11 protein-coding genes are annotated in these 17,937 nt (G+C 65.5%); 10 read left to right on the plus strand and 1 reads right to left on the minus strand.

Annotated features, from left to right (window positions below):
• Positions 1-690 precede the first annotated feature (690 nt).
• Positions 691-8,589: an ESPR-type extended signal peptide-containing protein gene (locus ABB29_RS16750; protein ID WP_057658373.1), complete on the minus strand. Its 7,899-nt coding sequence runs from the start codon at positions 8,587-8,589 to the stop codon at positions 691-693.
• Positions 8,590-9,239: 650 nt separating this feature from the next.
• Between ABB29_RS16750 and ABB29_RS09300 the strand changes: the two genes are divergently transcribed.
• From ABB29_RS09300 to ABB29_RS09345, 10 genes are all read left to right on the plus strand, one after another.
• Positions 9,240-10,994: a S8 family peptidase gene (locus ABB29_RS09300; RefSeq protein WP_057658375.1), complete on the plus strand. Its 1,755-nt coding sequence runs from the start codon at positions 9,240-9,242 to the stop codon at positions 10,992-10,994.
• Positions 10,995-11,131: 137 nt separating this feature from the next.
• Positions 11,132-12,349 carry a type II secretion system protein XpsF gene (gene xpsF / locus ABB29_RS09305; protein ID WP_057658466.1) on the plus strand — a complete coding sequence of 406 codons (1,218 nt, stop codon included), beginning with the start codon at positions 11,132-11,134 and terminating at the stop codon, positions 12,347-12,349.
• Positions 12,350-12,445: 96 nt separating this feature from the next.
• A complete protein-coding gene (gene gspG, locus ABB29_RS09310; protein ID WP_245622588.1) occupies positions 12,446-12,886 on the plus strand; it encodes a type II secretion system major pseudopilin GspG in 441 nt (146 codons plus the stop codon).
• Between the two features lie 8 nt (positions 12,887-12,894).
• Positions 12,895-13,386, plus strand: a complete 492-nt coding sequence (gene xpsH, locus ABB29_RS09315; protein ID WP_057658377.1) for a type II secretion system protein XpsH — start codon at positions 12,895-12,897, stop codon at positions 13,384-13,386.
• 29 nt (positions 13,387-13,415) lie between these two features.
• A complete protein-coding gene (gene xpsI / locus ABB29_RS09320; protein WP_157062590.1) occupies positions 13,416-13,841 on the plus strand; it encodes a type II secretion system protein XpsI in 426 nt (141 codons plus the stop codon).
• Complete coding sequence (locus ABB29_RS09325; protein ID WP_057658382.1) at positions 13,838-14,500, plus strand: prepilin-type N-terminal cleavage/methylation domain-containing protein; 663 nt, start codon at positions 13,838-13,840, stop codon at positions 14,498-14,500. Before xpsI ends, ABB29_RS09325 begins: the two co-directional genes overlap by 4 nt.
• Positions 14,500-15,354, plus strand: a complete 855-nt coding sequence (locus ABB29_RS09330; protein ID WP_057658384.1) for a type II secretion system minor pseudopilin — start codon at positions 14,500-14,502, stop codon at positions 15,352-15,354. The genes ABB29_RS09325 and ABB29_RS09330 overlap by 1 nt, the downstream gene beginning before the upstream one ends.
• Positions 15,351-16,490 carry a PilN domain-containing protein gene (locus tag ABB29_RS09335; RefSeq protein ID WP_057658386.1) on the plus strand — a complete coding sequence of 380 codons (1,140 nt, stop codon included), beginning with the start codon at positions 15,351-15,353 and terminating at the stop codon, positions 16,488-16,490. The genes ABB29_RS09330 and ABB29_RS09335 overlap by 4 nt, the downstream gene beginning before the upstream one ends.
• Positions 16,474-17,157, plus strand: a complete 684-nt coding sequence (gene gspM, locus ABB29_RS09340) for a type II secretion system protein GspM (protein WP_057658388.1) — start codon at positions 16,474-16,476, stop codon at positions 17,155-17,157. Before ABB29_RS09335 ends, gspM begins: the two co-directional genes overlap by 17 nt.
• Complete coding sequence (locus ABB29_RS09345; protein ID WP_157062584.1) at positions 17,147-17,935, plus strand: hypothetical protein; 789 nt, start codon at positions 17,147-17,149, stop codon at positions 17,933-17,935. The genes gspM and ABB29_RS09345 overlap by 11 nt, the downstream gene beginning before the upstream one ends.
• The last annotated feature ends 2 nt before the right edge of the window (positions 17,936-17,937 follow it).

Consider the following 17,937-nt stretch of genomic DNA (forward strand, 5'->3'; position numbering starts at 1 on the left):
TGTTCGTCGAATGTTGGATGCTTCAGCGGAGCAAGCCCCGCTGTACAAGGGGCGTATCAGCTGTCACCGTTGGCGTTGATTGCAAGTAGAGCCGTAGAGCGGAGCTCGCTCCGCTGCGTTTGGCGCAACGTCCGATTTTTGCCGAATGCCTGGATGCTTCAGCGGAGCAAGCTCCGCTCTACAAGAGCGTGTGTCAGTCGACGCAGCGTTGGCGTTGGTTGCAAGCAGACCTGTAGAGCGGAGCTTGCTCCGCTGCGTTTGCTGCAACGTCCTATTGTTTGTCGAATGTTGGATGCTTCAGCGGAGCAAGCTCCGCTCTACGAGGAGCGTGTCAGTCGACGCAGCGTTGGCGTTGGCTGCAAGCAGAGCTGTAGAGCGGAGCTCGCTCCGCTGCGTTTGGCACAACGTCCGATTGTTTGTCGAATGACTGGATGTTTTAGCGGAGCAAGCTCCGCTCTACGAGGAGCGTGTCCGCCGACGCAGCGTTGGCGTTGGTTGCAAGCAGACCTGTAGAGCGGAGCTTGCTCCGCTGCGTTTGCTGCAACGTCCGATTGTTTGTCGAATGCCTGGATGCTCCAGCGGAGCAAGCTCCGCTCTACCGGAGGGGCAGGCAAAAACAAACCCGGCCGAAGCCGGGTTTGCCTTGTTGCGGTACTGCGTTGTTACTGACTATGGGTGCAGCAGCTTTGCTTACCAGCCAAAGCCCAGGCCGATACCGGCGGACTGGTCATCGTTGGTGAACGCACCGCCGACCGTCAACGTTGCACGGTCGGAGAAGGCACGCTGGTAGCCCACCGACAGAGCCTGCTCGCTGCCCTGGAAGCCGACACCGACGGCGACGCGATTGTCAGTGCGGATGCCGGCTGCACTGGCGGCCATGGTGGTCATGGCCGAGGTCATCGCGCCCAGGCCGTCAATCCGGCGGTCCTGGTCGTGGAAGCGGCGGTCAACATCACCCTGGAACTGGGTGAAGTCATCCTGCAGGGCATTGACCCGACCGTCGGTATACGCGTTGGCACTGGCCACGGCCTGTGCGGAAGCGTTGTCGGTGTAGGTCCTTTGCGCTGCACTCAGGGTGGCGGCATTGCCGGCCACTGGCGCCGCAGCCGCTACTTCAGGCTGATGCTCCGAAGCCAGCTGGCCCGGTGCCGCGGCGGTGCTGCGGCTGGCGCTGGTCTCCTCGGCAGCAATCGCCGGGCTGCTGGAAGACACCCGCGGGTTGTCACCGACGCTGTCGATGCGGTTGTCATTTTCGAACAGCTGCGTCAGCTTGGCATCGACCGCGGTGAAGGCGGCTCCCACGTTGCTGTAGCTGCGGCCCTGGATGACATAGCGCGGGGCGGTGAAGACACCGTTGGCGTAGCTGGCACCACCACCCAGTGCACTGGTCAGACGGCTCAGCTGCGACAGGTTGACGGCGTCAGTCAGCTGGGTGGCACCGGCCACGTTGGTGATCTGACGTTCGCTACCCAGGCTGCCGACCGAGACCGTGTTGGCCCGATCCGACAGGCTGCCCGCACCCAGGGCGACGCTGTTCTGCGCCTGGGCGTTGGCCTGGCTGCCGATGGCCACGGCATCGCTGCCGTCACCGAAGGCACCGCTGCCGATGGCGACCGTGTTGGCACCTGAGGCCTCGGTAATCGCGGCACCAGCCGCGGCGCCACCGATGGCGACACTGCCATCACCGCTGGCAACGGCATTGGCACCGCTGGCCACCGAGGCATCACCGCTGGCGACCGCGTCATCGGTCCCGTCTTCCAGACCGGAGGCCTTGAAGTAGCGGGTGGCCTTGTCGACGTTGTCGCCACCTTCCTCGATCGCGGCCTGCAACTGACCGACATTGACTGCATCGGTGTTTTCAGTACCCGCTGCGACATTGGTGATCTGCCGTTCGCTGCCGGTATCGCCCACCGAAACGGTGTTGTCACGCAAGGCGACCGAGTTGTTGCCCAGCGCCACCGAGTTGTCGGCCCGGGCGATGGCAAACGAACCCAGGGCCAGGCTGCTTTCGCCGTAGGCGCCACTGAGATAACCCAGCGCACTGCTTTCGGTACCGATTGCGCCAGCCAGATGGCCGACGGCAGTGGCGTTGTCCGCGGTGGCCTGGGCCGCGCCGCCGACAGCGGTGGCGAATGCACCGCTGGCGGTAGTCGACAGACCGCCGTCGTAGGAACCACCGACGGCTACCGCATTGAGGCCGCTGGCGGTGGCCTTGGTCCCGACAGCGGTAGCGCCTTCGAGGAACGCTTTGGCATCACTGCCGACTACAGTGCTACCCGCGCCAGCAGCATTCGCAAGGTAACCGACCGCCAGGCTGTCACCACCGACGGCACGGCTGAGGCCACCCAGGGCGGTGTCGCCGTTATTTCTCGCAGTGCTGAGGAAACCCAATGCCGAGCTTGCATTACCGGAGCTGGTTGTACCGCTGCCAACCGCAACCGAAGCAACGCCGCTTGCCGTGGAGGTTACCAAGCCACCCAGGGCGGCACCGCCGATGACGACGCTCTCGTTGCCGTTGGCGGTGGCGTTTTGACCGATCGCGATGGCCTTGTTGCCGTTGGCCTGGGCATTGGCGCCATTGGCCACGCTGTGATTGCCAGCAGCGACCGAACCAGCGCCGGTAGCGGTGCTCATTTCACCCAGGGCAAAGGCATTGGCACCGGTGGCGGTGGCCTGGCTGCCGTCGGCCAGTGCACCGGAGCCGGAGGCGGTGGCCAGTTCGCCGGTCGCCTGCGCGTCATCGCTACCGTCATTGGCACCATCGGCGGCGAAGTAGGGGTTGGCTCCACCCGCGTCGATGCCTTCTACCGCTGCGGTCAGCTGATCGACGTTGACTGCGTCGGTACCCTCGGTGCCGGCGGCGACGTTGGTGATCTGGCGTTCATTGCCTATCGAACCCACCGACACCGTGTTGTCGCGGAGCGCCCGCGAACCTTCGCCCAGTGCCACGCTGTTGAAGCCGAGGACGGTGGCGAGTGAACCCAACGCGATGCTTCCGTTGGTCTGCACGAAGGTGCCACCACCAATGGCGATGGCGTCATTGGCAAACGACACGGCGTTGCCACCCACGGCGATGGAGTTGGTGCCACTTGCGCGGCTGAGACCACCGACGGCCACGCCCAGATCGCCGATGGCGCCTGCGCTGGTGCCAACGGCCACCGACGAGTGACCAAAGGTCGCGGCACCGTGGCCCAGTGCGGTGCTTTGCACGCCCGACGCTGCTGCACCATTGCCGAATGCCGAACTGCTGGTACCGGTGGCCCGGGTCTGCAACGAGCCCAGGGTTGGCGTGGTCAGAGTACCGCCGACAGCGACACTTTCATCGCCGGTGGCCAGCGCCGCTTCACCCAGTGCGGTCGAGCTGGCACCGGAGGCTGAAGCGCCGTAGCCCAATGCAGAGGACAGTACGCCGGCGGCCGAACTGAATCCACCCACTGCCAGGGTACCGTTGTGCGCACTGTTGCTCCTGAAGCCCAGCGCCACACTCTGATCGCCCGAGGCCGAGGCCTGCGGACCGGTGGCGACACTGCGGTCACCGCTGGCGACCGAATTGAAGCCGGTGGCGACACTGGCATTGCCCAGCGCGAATGCACCGGAACCGGTGGCGGTGGAGTCATTGCCATCGGCCAGCGCGCCGGCACCGGAAGCGGTTGCCCGATCACCATTGGCAATCGCGTCATCGCTGCCGTCTTCCAGACCGGTGGCCTCGAAATAGCGGCTGGCGTCGTCAACATCGGCGGCGACCGCATTCAACTGGTCGAGGTTGACCGCATCGGTGCCTTCGGTACCTGCGGCGACGTTGATGACCTGGCGTTCGCCGCCAATGCGACCGACCGAGACAGTGCGTTCACGGGTGGCGAGGGCGTCACCACCGAGCGCCACACTGTCATTGGCCTCGGCCACGGCGGCATTGCCCAGCGCGACCGAATTGAAACCGGTGGCGTTGGCAGCACCACCGACCGCGGTCGAGAAGTCACCGGAGGCAATCGTGTTGAGGCGGCCGACCAGCGCGCCACCGAGAGCGACACTGTTGCTGCCGCTGGCTTCGGAGAAGCTGCCGACCGAGGTCGAATCGCTGGCGATAGCGGTCGCGCCAAAGCCGACGGCAGTTGTCCGGTCGCTGTTGGCGGTGGCGCCGTAGCCCAGAGCCGAGCCGCCGAAGCCGGTGGCCTCGGTGTAGCTGCCGACGCTGGTCGAACCATCACCTTCGGCATTGCTGCGCCAGCCATTAGCTACCGATTGCACGCCGGAGGCAGTGGCTTCCGGACCGGTAGCGGTGCTGAAGGCGCCGCTGGCAACCGCACCCGCGCCCGCAGCCACGGCCAGCTCACCACTGGCCACCGCATCATCGGAGCCGTCTTCCAGGCCGTTGGCCTTGAAGTAGCGGGTGGCGTTGTCGATCGCGTCCTGGCCATCGCTGATCGCGGTGTTCAACTGATCAACATTGACTGCGTCGGTGCCCTCGGTACCGGCGGCGACGTTGGCAATCTGCCGCTGGTTGTCGGCACTGCCGACCGAGACCGTGTTTTCGCGATCAGCGACCGAACCCGTGCCCAGCGCCACGCTGTTTTCGGCGCTGGCGGTGGAGCCGTAACCGATTGCCGAAGCGCCAATGGCGTTGGCCGTGCTCAGACCACCGACGGCCATCGAACCGGCGCTGTCGGCGTAGCTGTTGTAGCCCACTGCAGTGCTGTCCTGGCCATAGGCGGAAGCGCGATGACCGAAGGCCGAGCTGTTCTCGCCTTCGGCAATCGAGTAATAGCCGACCGAGGTGCTGCCGGTGCCGGTGGCAAATGCCTGGGCACCGTTGGCAGTGGACTGATCACCACTGGCCAGTGCGCCGGCACCTGATGCGGTGGCTACTTCGCCACTGGCGACCGCGTCGTCGCTGCCATCTTCCAGACCGCTGGCATCGAAATACGGGTTGGCTACAGCGGTATCGATACCTTCGACGGCGGCGGTCAGCTGATCCAGATTGACCGCATCGGTACCTTCGGTGGCCGCGGCGACGTTGGTGATCTGGCGTTCGCTGCCGACATCACCGACCGACACGCTGTTGGCGCGTTCGGCGACCGAATCACTGCCCAGTGCCACCGAGTTGTCGGCATAGGCACTGGCCAGGTGGCCGAGCGCGGTGCTGTTCTCACCGCCGGCAAACGCACCACCACCGATCGCGACCGAATACTGTCCGGCGGCCTCGGTGGCAATCACGCCATCAAAGGCGCCACCCAGCGCGATCGAGTTGTCACCAGCGGCCAAGGCACCGGTACCTACGGCGGTGCTGTCGACCGCCGAGGCGTAGGCGTCAGCACCGACGGCCAGTGCATTTTCCTTGTCGGCCTTGCTGTTGCTGCCAAGGGCGTGGCTCTTGACCCCGTAGGCCTTGGCGTTCCTGCCCAGTGCGGTTGAGAGTTCTGCCGTAGCATCGGTGAAATGACCCAGTGCAGTGGCGTATTCGCCGGTGGCCCAGGCACCGTTGCCGACCGCGACGGTACCGAATTCAGTTGCCCGGGTGTTGACGATGCCATTGACCGAAGTGCCACCGATGGAGGTGCTTTGCTCACCACTGGCCTGGGCATATTCACCGACCGCGGTAGCGGCTTCGGCCCCGGCGACCGCCGAGTTGCCGACCGCTGTGCTGTAGTCAGCATCGGCCTGGCTGTTATAGCCAAGGGCGGTACTGGCTTTGCCACTGGCGTTGGAATAGCCGCCGTAGCCGGCGGAGGCAATACCGGAAGCGCTGCTGCGGAAGCCGCTGGCAGTGGCTTGTTCGCCGAACGCACGGGAGTCACTGCCGATGGCGCTGGACCCCGAACCACCGGCAATCGCGCCGGCACCCATGGCGGTATCGGCGCGTTCACGGGCTACGGCATTGCTGCCGAAGGCGCTGGCGTCCTGTGCCTGGGCCTGCGCACCGGCACCGGTGGCGACGCTGTTGAGGCCGCTGGCAAGGGCATTGAAACCGGTCGCGGTGCTGGTTTCACCCAGTGCGAAGGCACCGGAACCATTGGCGGTGGCGCCGTAACCATCGGCCAGCGCGCTGGCGCCGGAGGCGGTCGCCAGTTCGCCGGTGGCGATGGCATCGTCGCTACCGTCTTCCAGCCCATTGGCCTTGAAGTAACGGGTGGCGTTGTCGACGTAGTCCTGGCCGTCGCTGACGGCGGTGTTCAGCTGGTCAACGTTGACCGCGTCGGTGCCTTCGCTACCGGCGGCGACATTGGTGATCTGGCGCTGATTGGATTCCGAACCCACCGAAACGGTGTTGTCGCGGAAGTTGCGCGAGCCATAACCCAGTGACACCGAGCCGATACCCTCGGCCTGTGCTTGGGCACCCAGTGCGGTGCTGTAGTCGCCATAGCCCGAGCTGAAGAAACCGATGCTGGTGCCATAGTCGCCAAAGCCGCTTGCGGAAGCGCCGACGGCGGTGCCACCAAAGCCTTCGGAACGGGCGCCGCCAAAATAGTTGCCGCCGATCGCGGTGCTGTAGTCGCCGACTGCGCTGGCTAATATGCCCATCGCCACGCCGCCCTCGCCACCGGCATAGGCCAGGGTACCGAACGCGCTGCTATCGACACCTTGGGCTTCGCTGTAATAGCCGACTGCGGTGCCGGAATCACCGCTGGCGACCGCACGCGGGCCAACCGCGGTGGAAATGAAGCCGGTGGCGCGGCTTTCAAAGCCGACCGCGACCGCCGAATTGTGCAGTGCCTGTGCATCCATGCCGATGGCTACCGCGGCATTGCCGTCGGACTGGGCGCCAGCGCCCATCGCAACACCGCCCAGATAGTTGACGTTGGCGCTGGAGCCAATGGCGATGCTGTCGGTGGCCTGCGCATGGGTGGCGACCGGCGGCAGCGGCTCGCCGTAGGCATCGTTGTCGCGGATGCCGCCAATGGCAATCGAACCATCGCCGCTGGCCTGCGCGCCGGCACCGGTGGCAACACTGTGGTTGCCGGCGGCGACCGAGCCGAACCCGCTGGCGGTGCTGGTATCACCCAGTGCGAACGCACCGGAACCGGTGGCGGTGGCCGCGTAGCCATCGGCCAGCGAACCCGAGCCCGCAGCGGTCGCCAGTTCGCCACTGGCGATGGCGTCATCGCTGCCGTCTTCCAGACCGTCGGCCTTGAAGTAGCGGGTGGCGTTGTCGACGTAGTCCTGGCCGTCGCTGACGGCAGTGTTCAGTTGATCGACATTGACCGCGTCGGTGCCTTCGCTACCGGCGGCGACATTGGTGATTTGACGCTGGTTGAGTTCCGAGCCCACCGATACGCTGTTGGCGCGATCGGCCAATGAGTCGTTGCCGAGGGCGACGCTGCTTTCGGCTTCGGCGGCGGCGCCGTTACCTACGGCGACCGTGCCGTAAGCGCTGGCCAGCGCGCCACCGCCAACGGCGGTGGAGTAGTCACCGGAGGCTTCGGTGGCAACCACGCCGAACAGGGCACCGCCAACGGCCACGCTGTTTTCGCCACTGGCATTGGCCTGGCTGCCGAGGGCAGTAGCATCGTTGTTGCTGGCGCTGGCGCCGTAGCCAACCGCGGTGCCGGCAAAACCGGATGCGTCGCTGTAACCGCCGACGCTGGTGGCGGCATCACCGGAGGCATTGGCGCCGGCACCGGAGGCCACCGATGCCAGACCGCTGGCGACGGCATCGTCGCTATCGTCTTCCAGTCCTTCAGCCTTGAAGTAACGGGTGGCGTTGTCGACGTAGTCCTGGCCATCGCTGATGGCGGTGTTCAGTTGATCCACATTGACCGCGTCGGTGCCTTCGCTACCGGCGGCAACGTTGGTCAGCTGGCGTTCGTTGCCGGCACTGCCGACACTGACCGTGTTGGCGCGATTGGCCACCGAACCGCTGCCCAGCGCCACGGCGTTATCGGCACTGGCGTTGCTGTTGTAGCCAATCGCGGTGGCGGCGGCGCCATCGGCGATGGCATCGTTGCCGAACGCGGCGGCCTGGTCACCGGCAGCGGCGCTGTTGGCGCCGACGGCCAGTGCTTCCTCACCCGAGGCTTCGCTGCGGGCACCGATGGCAGTGCTGTCATCACCGGCGGCGGTGGCTTCATGGCCGAATGCGGCGGCGCGTTCGCCGCTGGCCTGGCTGTAGCTGCCGACGGCGCTGGCGTCTTCGTTGCTGGCTTCGCTCTGGTAACCGACGGCGGTGGCCTGCTCGCCACTGGCCTGCGCGTAAGCGCCGATCGCGCTGGCGCCATTCTCACTGGCTTCGGCGCGATAGCCGGCGGCGACGGCGTTGCGACCCGAGGCACTGGCCGAACGGCCGCAGGTCACGCTGTTGGTGCCCTGTTCGGCATCAATGATGGGGTTGCCTTCGGCGTCAACGCAGAAGGTACCGCTGGCATTGGTGGTGGCCTTGGTCACTGTCGCCGCGGCCAGGCTGAAATCATGTGCCGCTGCCGGCATGGCCAGGGTAAAGCCAAGGATGGCGGTGGCCAGCGCGCTCATCACCAGGCCACCGCGACGGCCGACGTTGCCATTGCCGCTGGCCAGGCCATGCGATTGCTTGGCGAATTCGGAAGCTACCACCAGCATGCCCAGTGATTGGTTCCAAACCTTGCTGTAGATCTTGTTCATTGAGTTTCCTTACATGGGTTGATCAGAGGAATGCATTGAACGCCGGTACCGTTCGGGCCAATGCAGGTGAGGGATGGGGGAAGAAAAGTGAATGGAGAAAGAGAGACGCGCAAACAACTCTGCTGACTGAACGCTGCTGCGTTCTGGCCGGCCGTATCGGCGGTGCTGCTGGGGGTTGGCCGTCTTTTTCCGCAGGTGAGAACGACTGCTTCCTGATTATCTTGTGCGCTGCGAAAAAGGGGTTTTGTGAATAATGGATGCCAGCCCGATGTAGCCCTGGCTGGTGGAAGAAGAAAATGGTTGTTGATGCACCGCATTCACAGTCCTCTTTCCATGAAAATGTGAACAATGAAAATCGCGCCCCTGTTTCTGAACCTTACATGGACAGGGTGGATTTTGCGAACGGATTTGCTAGGGTGAATAAATCGACGGGCAAAAACCTTTGAAAATGAAACGGGCCTCACATTTACTTTTAAAGGTAATCGCCCGTCGATGGCGTTCTTGTGCGGTAAAAAGCGCGCCGCAGGCATAAACACAACAAAATGCGGCAATGCGGGATCACATTAATATTCCGCGCCGCTCATCCCGTCAGACATGGAGTACGTCAATTGAATAAGTCACACTTAATCAAATCCGCTCGTATCAACCTCATGGCTACCGCCATCGCCACCGGCATCGCCTTCGTGGCGACCGGCGCCATGGCGGCCGAGCCGCTCAAAGTCATGCCGTTGCAACATTCCCAGCAGGCCGACAGCTACAACAAGTTCATCGTCAAGTACCGTGACGGCAAGGCGACTCCGCTGGCCACGGTGCAGCGTTCGTTGCGGACCGCCGCCGCCAACAGTGGCCTGCGCGCGGATTTGAACGGCAAGACCGCGATCCAGCTGGACCGCGTGCGGACCATGGGCACTGGCGCCCAGGTCATCCATAGTTCGCGCAAGCTGGACAAGGTCGAAGCCGACGCGCTGCTGCGCCAGCTGCAGCAGGATCCGAATGTGCTGTATGCCGAAATCAGCCGGGTCAAGACCATCGCCGCCGTACCCAACGACACCTATTACGATGAGTACCAGTGGCATTACGACGATCCAGCCGGTGGCATCAACGCCCCGGCGGCCTGGGATCACTCCACCGGTGAGGGCGTGGTGGTGGCGGTGCTGGATACCGGCATCACCCCGCACAGCGATCTGGACGCCAATATGCTGCCGGGCTATGACTTCATTACCGAGCCGGTCACTTCGCGTGATGGCGATGGCCGTGACGACAACCCGCTGGACGAGGGGGACTGGGTCGCCGCCAACGAATGCCCTTACCCCAACCGTGCCCGTAACTCCAGCTGGCATGGCACCCATGTGACCGGCACGGTTGCCGCGGTGACCAACAACGCCAAGGGCATGGCCGGTGTCGCCTACAACGCCAAGGTGGTGCCGATTCGCGTACTCGGCCGTTGCGGTGGTGATACCGATGATATTGCCGATGCGGTGATCTGGGCCGCCGGCGGTGAGATCGACGGTATCCCGGTCAACCCGAATCCGGCCGAAGTCATCAACCTCAGCCTCGGCGGCCCCGGTGCCTGCAGCGAGAGTGAAAAGGAAGCCTTCGCCTATGCCCGTTCACAGGGTGCCACGGTGGTGATCGCCGCCGGCAACGATGAACTCGATGTCAGCGACTTTTCACCGGCCAACTGCCCGGGCGTGATCACCGTTGCCGCATCGCGCAAGAATGGTGGCGCAGCTTTTTACACCAACTACGGTGACGGCATCGACATCGCCGCGCCGGGTGGCGAGGGTAACGACGACGGCGTGCCCAATGGTTTTGTCTGGTCGACCGGCAATGCCGGTACCACCGTACCGACCGAGGAAGCCTACTTCGGTGGTGCCGGCACTTCGCAGGCCGCACCGCATGTGGCCGGCGTGGTCGCGATGATGCAGAGCGTCGCCGAAACCCCGTTGACCCCGGACGAAGTGCTGGCAACCCTGCAGGCGACGCTGCGTGAGTTCCCGGTGGCGATCGACAGCAGCCGGCCGATTGGCCCGGGCCTGGTCGATGCGGCCGCGGCGGTCAATGCGGTGCTGAACGGTGATGGTGGCGGTGAGGGCGGCGATGGCACGCCGTTGCAGAACAATGTCGCCGTACCCGACCAGCAGGGCGGTACCCTCAACTTCAAGATCGAGGTGCCGGCAGGCGCCAAGGACCTGTTGTTAATCACCTACGGTGGCAGCGGCAACGTCTCGTTGTACGTCAACCGCAATGCGCCGGCGACCGCGGACGATCATGACCAGCGCTCTGCCCGTCCGGGCAACAACGAAGCCGTGCGTATCCGTGCCCCGCTGCCAGGTACCTACTATCTGTCGCTGGTCGGTGCCGACAGTTTCCGCGGCGTGAGTGTGCGTGCCAGCTACAAGTGATGCGTTGAAACATCCAGGTACGTGAAGACAGACGCCCCGGCCCAGGCCGGGGCGTCTGCATTGGGACGCCGCTCTATGGCGATACCCCGGTTTATGCGGTACTTTTGCTGGCTTATGAAGTCATTGCCCGTGCCCACATGCCCGTCTATCGCTACAAGGCGCTGAATCCGCGCGGCGAAGTCATGGACGGCCAGATGGAGGCTGCCAGCGACGCCGAAGTGGTGGCACGGTTGCAGGAACAGGGCCACCTGCCGATGGAAGCGCGACTGGCGTCCGAATCGCAGGCGATCGGTAACTGGCGCAGCCTGTTCAGGAATGACAGTTTTGCCGGTGATCGGCTGATCCAGTTCACCCAGCAACTGGCCACCCTGCTGGGTGCCGGCCAGCCACTGGATCGCTCGTTGTCGATTCTGCTGGATCTGCCCGATGACGCGCGCGCTCGCGACACCCTGGCCGATGTGCGTGATGCGGTGCGCGGTGGTGCGCCGCTGTCGACCGCGCTGGAACGCCAGCATGGCCGTTTTTCCAAGCTTTACATCAACATGGTCAGGGCCGGTGAAGCCGGTGGCAGCCTGCATGTGACGCTGCAGCGGCTGGCCGATTATCTGGAACGCAGCCGCGCGCTGAAAGGGCGGGTCGTCAACGCGCTGATCTATCCGGCGATCCTGCTGGTGGTGGTCGGTTTCGCGCTGCTGTTCCTGCTTGGCTACGTGGTGCCGCAGTTCGCCCAGATGTACGACAGCCTGGACGTGGCATTGCCATGGTTCACCGGCGCGGTGCTGGCGGTCGGCCTGCTGGTGCGCGACTGGTGGTGGCTGCTGTTGCTGGTACCGGTGGTCGTGCTGGTCTGGTTCGAGCGCAAGCGCCGCGATCCGGCCTTCCGGCTGCGACTGGATGGCTGGCTGCTGCGGCAGAAATTCGTCGGCCCGCTGCTGGCCAAGCTGGAAACCTCGCGGCTGGCCCGCACGCTGGGCACATTGCTCGGCAATGGCGTGCCGCTGCTGGCGGCGATGGGCATTGCCCGCAATGTCATTTTCAACCGCGTGCTGTGGCAGGACGTCGATGCCGCCGCCGAGCAGGTCAAGAATGGCCATGGACTGTCGTCGTCGCTGGCCAAGGGCAAGCGCTTTCCACGGCTGGCGCTGCAGATGATCCAGGTCGGTGAGGAATCCGGCGAGCTCGACGGCATGTTGATGAAGACCGCCGATACCTTCGAGCGCGAAACCAGCCAGGCCATGGAGCGGATGCTGGCGGCGCTGGTGCCGCTGGTGACACTGGTCCTGGCCTCGGTGGTCGGGCTGGTGATCATTTCGGTGCTGGTACCGCTGTATGACCTGACCAACGCCATCGGCTAGGCTGTGCTGCCGGCCATTGCTCCATACCCACGCAAACGGTTTTCTTCTTCTGCAACCATTCCCCCTTCAAAGCAAACGTATTCCAGGAAGTGCCCCATGCAATCGTTCCGTTCCCGTTCGATCACCCGTTCGCCGTCGCCCGCCTCGCAAAGCGGCATGAGCCTGCTGGAAATCATCATCGTCATCGTGCTGATTGGCGCCGTGCTGACCCTGGTCGGCAGTCGCGTGCTGGGCGGCGCTGACAAGGGCAAGTTCAAGATCGCCCAGGCCCAGGTGCAGACGCTGGCCGGCAAGGTCGAAAGCTATCAGCTGGATACCGGCAGCCTGCCGGCCAAGCTCGATGATCTGGTGACCCAGCCGGGCAACGCCGCCGGTTGGCTGGGCCCATATGCCAAGCCAGCCGAACTCAAGGATCCGTGGGGCCATGCCATCGAATACCAGGCGCCGGGCGAATCGCAGCCGTTTGATCTGATCAGCCGCGGCAAGGATGGCCAGCCCGGTGGCGACAGCTACAACGCCGACATCAAGTACGAATAAGCGGCAGCATGCGTCGCCGCAGTCATTCCGCCCGCGCCGCGCAAGGCGTCACCCTGCTGGAAATGCTGCTGGTGATTGCGCTGATCGCATTGGTGGGCACGTTGTCGGCGGTGGTGCTGACCGGCGGCCTGTCCGGCATGCAGTTGCGTTCGCAGGCCAAACAGCTGGCGGCGCAACTGCGCTATACCCGGACCCAGGCGATGGCGCGCGGTGAGTCGCAGCAATTCGTGATCCAGCCCGATGCGCACCGCTGGCAGGCGGCGGCTGATCACCACGGCGAAATTCCCCAAGCGCTGGCGATCCGCTTCACTGGCGCGCGCCAGGCGCAGCCGGCCAAGGGCCAGGGCGCGATCGTGTTTTTCAGCGATGGCGGGTCCACGGGCGGGCGCATCGAACTGCAGGACAAACGCGCTGTCTGGCGCATCGATGTGGCCTGGTTGACCGGCGAAGTCAGCGTCTCGCGGGTAGTCGGCAACGATGCGGCGCAGGTGGCGCGATGAATACCCGCATCGCGGCTGGATATCGTGGACTGGCACGGCAGCAGGGCTTTACCCTGATTGAAGTGATCGTCGCGTTCGCGCTGCTGGCATTGGCGCTGACCTTGTTATTGGGCTCGCTGTCCGGCGCGGCCCGCCAGATCCAGACCGCCGACCGCAGTACCCGCGCCAGTCTGCACGCGCAGTCGTTGCTGTCGCAGCTGGGGGTGGCGCAACCACTGCAGGTCGGCACCGTGCAGGGTGAGTTCGAGGACGGCCAGTACCACTGGACGCTGGACGTGCAGCGCTACGTTGACCCGCTGGTCACCGCGCAACCTGTCGGCCCCAGCGACATCGCGCCACCGCAGCTGCTGCAGTTCACCCTGACCACGCGCTGGGGTGAGCAGCCGGCGCAGGCAATTGTCTTCCACGGCTTGCGCCAGGTGCCGCCGCAGACCGCGGGAGTGGCGCCACCATGACCGGCATTCGCAAGCGTGCCGCTGGCTTCACCCTGATCGAAGTGCTGCTGGCGACGGTGTTGCTGGCGGCCGGCCTGGCGCTGGCATTCGCGACCCTGCGCTCGGCCACGGCAATGACCCAGCGCGGCGAGATCAAGGCGCGGCAGAACGAACAGATGCGCGCGGTCGAAGGGTTCCTGCGCACCCATATCGCCGCGGCATTGCCGATGGTATTCGCCACTGACCCGTCGACGTTGCAGCAGGCGCGCTTCCTCGGCGAACCGACGCGGATGCGTTTTGTCGCCGATTTGCCCCCTTACCTGGGGCGCGGCGGTCCGCACCTGTACGACCTGCAGGTGCTGGATGCCGGCGCTGCCGACCGCAGCCGCATGAGCGTGGCTTTCTCGATGGTCCAGAGCGGACAGGCATTGCCCCCGGCAACTGATCTGCCGCCGGAAACGCTGGCCGAGCAGCTGGGCCGGGTTCAATTTCGTTACCGGGGACTGGATCGCGAAGGCGCGCTGGGCCCATGGCAGGAACAGTGGCAGCCCGGCGAAACCCTGCCGCTGCAGGTCTCGATCCGGATCAGTGATGCGCAGGGCAATGCCTGGCCCGAGCTGGTGGTGTGGCTGCGGCAGAGTGAAGGCGGTGCCGGCAACGGTGTCGAGGGCGCGCTGTGATGCCGCTGCGTTGCCGCGGGGCGGCGTTGCTGCTGGTGTTGTGGCTGATTGCGTTGTTGACCGCGCTGATCGCCGCATTCGCGCTCAATGCCCGCATCGAACAGTTGCAGGGCAGCGTGATCCAGAGCAACGCGGTGGCCGGGGAACTGGCTCGCGCCGGCATCGAATACGGACTGGTCCGGGTTGCCGACAATAATCCCAGGAGCCACTGGAACGCCGACGGCACCGGCTATCCGTGGCGCTTTGCCGATGCGCGACTGCGGGTGCGGATCATTGACGAGAGCGGCAAGGTCGACATCAACCAGGCCGATGCCGGGTTGCTGTCGCAGTTGATCAAGGCGGTAGGCGTGGAGGAACCGCAGGCGCTGCGCATCAGCGCGGCGATCATCGACTGGCGCGACGCCGATGATCTGAGCCAGCCGCAGGGCAGTGCTGAAGATCCCGATTACGCCGCAGCCGGCCTGCCCTACGGGGCCAAGGATGCGCCGTTTGAAACCCTGCCCGAACTGCAGCAGGTGCTGGGCATGACCCCGGAACTTTTCCAGAAATTGTTGCCGTATCTCACGATCTACACCGGCCGTTCCACCCCGGACGCCAATTTCGCCGCCGGCCCGGTGCTGACCGCCATGGGCCTGGATGCGCGCAACGTGCTGCAACAAAGGCAGCTGGCGGCCGGCTCACAGTCGCCGGATCTCGTCGCTATCGGCAGCGGCACGTATAGTATCGACAGCCGTGCGACGCTGGCCAACGGTCGTCATGCGGATGTACGGGCAGTCGTGCGCGCGGGCCAAGGGACGGTCCCGGGCTCGACTTATACGGTTTTGCGCTGGGAAGAGGGAGCAGTGCGGCAATGACGACCATCGCTGGGCTTGTCGAACAACTGCGGGCCCGCATTCCCGCCGGTGCTGGCGGCTTCCTGTCCTGGTGGGGCAATGCGCTGGCCAGCTGGCTGCCGTTGCGCTGGCGCAAGCTGCTGGGCCTGACCCGGGATCGGCTGCTGCTGCAGGTGCGCGGCGATCAGCTCGACGTGCAATGGCAGGACACGCTGGGCGAGCGGCCGCTGGCGACGTTGCCGTTGCCGCTCCAGGCCAGCCAACTGGAACAGGTGCTCGACCCGCGCTTGAAGCATCTGCCGCTATGGCTGCTGCTGCCCGCCAACACGGTGCTGCGGCGCTCGCTGCTGCTGCCAGCGTCGGCCGCCGAGCGCCTGCATGACGTGATGCGTTTCGAACTGGACCGGCAAACCCCGTTCACCGCCGACGACGCCTACTTCGATGCCTACATCAAGCAGCGCCGTGCCGATGGCCAGATCGAAGCCGAACTGGTGGTGGTGCCGCGGCAACGCGAGCAGCAGGAGCGGCAGGCACTGGGCCAGCTTTCCGATTCACTGGCGGGCATCGGCGCAGTCACTGCCGAGGGCGAGGTGCTGGCGGTCAACCTGCTGCCAGCCGGCGCGCGCAGGCAGCGCCAGGCGTCCAACTCGTTGCTGGGCTGGGGGCTGGCCGCGTTGGCCATTGCGATGTTGCTGTTCGCCGGCTGGCAGGTGCTGGAAAACCGCCGCCAGGCCGCCAGCCAGTTCGAGGCAAGCATTCGCAGCCAGGCCGAGCAGGCACGGCTGGTGGCGCAGCAGCGCCAGCAACTGGTGGATCTGGTGCAGGGCATGGCCGCGCTGGATGGCGCCCGAGCGGCACGGCCGACCTCGGTGGAGATTCTTGATGAACTGGCCCGGCGGCTGCCGGACAACACTTACGTCGAAAAACTGTCGATCGAAGGTGAGCGGCTGTTGATCATGGGGCTCAGCAACGAAGCTTCCGGCCTGATCGCGCGTATGCAGGATTCCAAGCTGTGGCGCTCGCCGGCCTTGAGTGGCGCGCTGCAACCGGATCCCAACAGCCAGCGTGACCGTTTCACCATGACCGCCGAACTGGTCGGTCCGACCACGCTGGATGCCACTGCGGCCAAGGGGGGCGCCGATGAACCCCAACGTTGAACCGCGCGAACGCTGGCTGGCGCTGGGCCTGCTGCTGGCGGCGCTGGCGCTGGGCTACCTGCTGCTGATCCATCCGTGGTGGACGGTGCCGATGATGCAGGTCAACGAGCAGGTGCAGGATCTGCGCGAGCGCGATTTGCGCATGCGCATGCAGCTGCAGCAGGCGCCGCAGGTGCGCAGGCAACTGCAGGCCGCCAGCGCGGCGCAGTCACAGCGGCCGGGTTTCCTGCCCGAGGCCAGCGTCGAACTGGCGACCGCCGGTCTGGTCCAGCATCTGGAAGCCGCCGTCCGCCAGGCCAGTCCGGGCAACCGCAGCTGCGCGATCCGCAACCAGTCGCCGCTGGCGGTGCCCAGTCAGGATCGCTACCCGCGCGTGGTGGTGCAGGTGCGCCTGAGCTGTGGCACGCCGGAGCTGATGAGCCTGCTGCATGCGCTGGAGAGTGGCAGCCCACGGCTGTTCGTCAACAACCTCAATATCCTCGCCCAGCGGCAGACCTACGTGGGCGCCGGCAGCGGCGGTGGTGGCCTCGACGTCAGCTTCGATCTGTATGGCTATCTGCATCCGGCCGGTGCCATGCCAGTGGCCGCGCCGGCGCCAGCGCCGACACCAGCGCCAAAGGCCACGCCAGTGCCGCCGGTGACGGAAGGAGGGGCCAGTGAGAGCTGAGCATCCGCAGCCGCGTATTGGCTTGCTGGTCGCCGTGGCCGCGTGGTCGACGGTGCTGGCGCTGGCCGCGTTGCTCGGGCTGGGCGGCTTCATCCGGCCCTTGCCAGCGGATCCGTCGCTGGCACCGGCGTTGCCCAAGCCGGCGCCGGCCGGCAGCGAGCGACTGGGCCCGCCTTCGCAATACACCGCCATGGTCCAGCGGCCGTTGTTCTATCCTTCGCGCACGCCGCAGCCATTCTTCCTGTCGGGGGAAGGCCCGCAGGCCGACCAGGGCTTCGACTATGTGCTCAGCAGCGTGTTGATCACCCCGCAGTTGCGGATGGCGATCCTGCAACCGAGCGATGGTGGCGAAGGCATCCGGGTCAAGGAAGGCGAGGCGCCGGTGCCGGCACCGCAATGGCGGCTGGTCGAGCTGGCGCCGCGCAATGCCGTATTCGAAGGTCCGGACGGCCGCCGCTCGCTGGAGCTGCGCGTGTTTGATGGCAGTGGCGAAGTGGCGCCACCGCCGGCGCTGCCGGTGCTGCCGCCAGCGACCGGTGCCGCCACCGCGCCGGCCGCGCAGCAGGGCCAGCCAACGGCGCCGGCAGCGCCCACAGCCGCGCCGCCAGCAGCCAGCCAGCCGCCGCAGAAGCAGGACGCGACCAGCCAGGAACCGACGCCGGAAGCCAGCGACGCGCAGATGGAAGCCATCCGCAAGCGCATCGAAGAACGCCGCCGGCGCCTGCGCGAAGCGCAGAAAAATCCCCCCGCAGCACCGCCCCAAGACCAGACACAGTAGAG

Origin of the sequence: Pseudoxanthomonas dokdonensis, from assembly GCF_001431405.1 — a bacterium.
Classification (GTDB): Bacteria; Pseudomonadota; Gammaproteobacteria; order Xanthomonadales; family Xanthomonadaceae; genus Pseudoxanthomonas_A; species Pseudoxanthomonas_A dokdonensis.

Excerpts from the sequence above, each read along its gene's own strand:
- ABB29_RS16750 (WP_057658373.1), bottom strand. The coding sequence starts at position 8,589 with ATGAACAAGATCTACAGCAAGGTTTGGAACCAATCACTGGGCATGCTG.
- ABB29_RS09300 (WP_057658375.1), top strand. The coding sequence starts at position 9,240 with ATGGCTACCGCCATCGCCACCGGCATCGCCTTCGTGGCGACCGGCGCC.
- xpsF (WP_057658466.1), top strand. The coding sequence starts at position 11,132 with ATGCCCGTCTATCGCTACAAGGCGCTGAATCCGCGCGGCGAAGTCATG.
- gspG (WP_245622588.1), top strand. The coding sequence starts at position 12,446 with ATGCAATCGTTCCGTTCCCGTTCGATCACCCGTTCGCCGTCGCCCGCC.
- xpsH (WP_057658377.1), top strand. The coding sequence starts at position 12,895 with ATGCGTCGCCGCAGTCATTCCGCCCGCGCCGCGCAAGGCGTCACCCTG.
- ABB29_RS09325 (WP_057658382.1), top strand. The coding sequence starts at position 13,838 with ATGACCGGCATTCGCAAGCGTGCCGCTGGCTTCACCCTGATCGAAGTG.
- ABB29_RS09330 (WP_057658384.1), top strand. The coding sequence starts at position 14,500 with ATGCCGCTGCGTTGCCGCGGGGCGGCGTTGCTGCTGGTGTTGTGGCTG.
- ABB29_RS09335 (WP_057658386.1), top strand. The coding sequence starts at position 15,351 with ATGACGACCATCGCTGGGCTTGTCGAACAACTGCGGGCCCGCATTCCC.
- gspM (WP_057658388.1), top strand. The coding sequence starts at position 16,474 with ATGAACCCCAACGTTGAACCGCGCGAACGCTGGCTGGCGCTGGGCCTG.